General features: G+C 62.9%; 2 protein-coding genes. Both read left to right on the top strand.

From position 1 onward, the window contains the following. Positions 1-822: NADH-quinone oxidoreductase subunit M (locus EN991_RS33710; protein ID WP_164769574.1), on the top strand; the 822-nt coding region annotated here is incomplete at its 5' end. An 18-nt stretch (positions 823-840) separates the two neighbouring features. Next, on the top strand, positions 841-2124 hold a 1284-nt coding region (nuoN, locus tag EN991_RS33705), incomplete at its 3' end, for an NADH-quinone oxidoreductase subunit NuoN (protein ID WP_127370356.1).

Raw genomic sequence — 2124 nt, 5'->3', positions numbered from 1 at the left:
GTGCACACCTGGCTGCCCGATGCGCACGTCGAGGCGCCGACGGCGGGCTCCGTCATCCTGGCCGGCATCCTGTTGAAGATGGGCGGGTACGGCTTCCTGCGTTTCTCCTTGCCGATGTTCCCGCTGGCGTCGGAAATGTTCGCGCCGCTGGTCTTCGCGCTGTCCGTCGTCGCCATCATCTACACCTCGCTGGTGGCGCTGATGCAGGAGGACATGAAGAAGCTGATCGCCTATTCGTCGGTTGCCCATATGGGCTTCGTCACCATGGGCATCTTTGCCATGAACCAGGAAGGCGTGCAGGGCGCGATCTTCCAGATGCTCAGCCACGGCCTCGTCTCCGGCGCGCTGTTCCTGTGCGTCGGCGTCATCTACGACCGCATGCACACACGTGAGATCGCGGCCTATGGCGGGCTGGTCAACAACATGCCGAAATACGCCACGGTGTTCCTGATCTTCACCATGGCCAATGTCGGCCTGCCCGGTACCAGCGGCTTCGTCGGCGAGTTCCTGACCATGCTCGGCGTGTTCCGGGTCAACACATGGGTGGCGTTCTTCGCCGCCACCGGCGTCATCCTGTCGGCCGCCTACGCGCTCTGGCTCTACCGCCGGGTGATCTTCGGCGCACTGACCAAGGAGAGCCTTAAGGGACTGCTCGACCTGTCGCCGCGCGAGAAGGTGATCATCTACCCGCTGGTCGTGCTGGTCATCTTCTTCGGCGTCTATCCCGCCCCGGTCTTCGACGCGACGGCCCAATCGGTCAAGTCGCTCGTCACCAATGTCACTGCATCCATCGGCGCCGCGCAGACCGCGGCGGCGAACTGACCAGAGGTTTTGCGAACCATGACGCCGGACCTTCTCTCCAGCCTGTCGCTCTCGACGCCAGAGCTGATCCTTGCCGTCGGCGCGCTGGCGCTGCTGATGGTCGGAGCCTATTCGCGCGCCAACACGGCCAACACGGTAACCGGCCTTGCGGTTGCCGTGCTGGCGATCGTGGGCGCCTGGCTGATCTTCCGAACCGGGCAGGGCAGCGCTTATGGCAATGCCTTCATCCAGGATTCCTTCGGCCGCTTCATGAAGGTGCTGGCACTGGTTGGCTCGGCGGTGACGCTGGTGATGTCGATGCGCTTCGCCAAGGCGGAGCGTTTCGACAAGTTCGAATATCCGGTGCTGATCCTGCTGTGCACGCTCGGCATGATGCTGATGATCTCGGCCAACAGCATGATCGGCCTCTATCTCGGCCTCGAGCTGCAGTCGCTGGCGATCTATGTGCTGTGCGCGATCAACCGCGACAATCTGCGCTCGACCGAAGCGGGCCTCAAATATTTCGTTCTCGGTGCGCTGTCGTCGGGCATGCTGCTCTATGGCATCAGCCTGGTCTACGGCTACACCGGCAACACCGGCTTCCAGGAAATCGCCACGGCACTCGGCAGCGGCGAGCGCCAGCTTGGCCTCGTTTTCGGCCTCGTCTTCGTGCTGGCCGGCCTTGCCTTCAAGATTTCCGCGGTGCCGTTCCACATGTGGACGCCTGACGTCTATGAGGGCGCGCCGACTCCGGTGACGGCCTTCCTGGCGGCGGCGCCGAAAATGGCGGCGATGGCACTGATCGTGCGCGTCACCATGGGCGCGTTCAAGCCAATCGCCGCCGACTGGCAGCAGATCATCGTCTTCATCTCGATCGCCTCGATGGCACTCGGCTCCTTCGCCGCAATCGGGCAGACCAACATCAAGCGCCTGATGGCCTATTCCTCGATTGGCCATATGGGTTACGCGCTGGTCGGCCTTGCCGCCAACAGCCAGGCCGGCGTGCGCGGCGTTGCCATCTACATGCTGATCTATCTGGTGATGACGCTCGGCACCTTCGCCTTCATCCTCGCCATGCGGCGCAAGGAAGGCAATGTCGAGCAGATCAGCGACCTGGCCGGCCTGTCGTCGACCAATCCGGTCATGGCGACGATCCTGACCATCCTGATGTTCTCACTCGCCGGCATTCCACCGCTCGCCGGCTTCTGGGGGAAATGGTACGTCTTCCTCGCCGCCATCAACGCCAATCTCTACGCGCTGGCGATCATCGGCGTGCTGGCCTCGGTAGTGGGCGCCTATTACTATTTGCGCATCATCAAGATC

The organism is Mesorhizobium sp. M7A.F.Ca.US.005.03.2.1 (assembly GCF_003997795.1).
Classification (GTDB): Bacteria; Pseudomonadota; Alphaproteobacteria; order Rhizobiales; family Rhizobiaceae; genus Mesorhizobium; species Mesorhizobium ciceri.
This window is presented reverse-complemented; position numbering and strand designations above follow the sequence as displayed.